The organism is Mycobacterium sp. 1245852.3 (assembly GCF_001669335.1).
Classification (GTDB): Bacteria; Actinomycetota; Actinomycetes; order Mycobacteriales; family Mycobacteriaceae; genus Mycobacterium; species Mycobacterium europaeum_A.
Map to the genome: position 1 here is coordinate 1 of NZ_LZLL01000629.1, position 527 is coordinate 527.

The 527-nt window shown below is 60.2% G+C and carries 1 protein-coding gene; it reads right to left on the bottom strand.

Annotated features, from left to right (window positions below):
* Window positions 1-103 precede the first annotated feature (103 nt).
* A partial coding sequence (locus A9W96_RS29245) for a MarR family winged helix-turn-helix transcriptional regulator (RefSeq protein WP_156765470.1) occupies window positions 104-527 on the bottom strand: 424 nt, incomplete at its 5' end.

Here is a 527-nt window from a genome sequence, read left to right on the forward strand (position 1 = left end):
CTAGCTGTTGCTGGACAACACGTTGTTGACGGTCGTGGTTCTGGTTGTGCGGCGCTGTGCCCGAGAGCCTTAAGGGGTCTTCTCGGCCCGTGGGCGGCTGCTCCTAGGTTGCGTTCGGTCCTGTCCGGTCTATCTGGAATTTGTGGTGCAGCGCTTTCAGCGTTCGGATAGTGGCCTCGATGTCTGCCTCGGAGATCCCGGTGAAGCCTCGATTTTCTGCCTGCCCGAGGAGGGTTTGCGCTCGGGAAAGTAATTCCTGGCCAGCCTTCGTGAGGGTCACGCTGTGTTGTCGGCGTGACTGTGCAGACACCCCAACGTCAATCCATCCCTTTTGGCGGGCGATGTCGATGTGCCGGCTGACTGCGCTTTTGGCGATACCCAGACGCTCGGCGATCATCTGCTGAGACGGCGTCGGTGCATCCATCTCGATCAGTCTCAACAGCAGGAATTGGCGCAGGCTGATCCCCAGTTGCTCGCGAAACATGTTGTCTCCGCGCTTGTCGAGCAGGGCAGCGACGCGGTGCAAG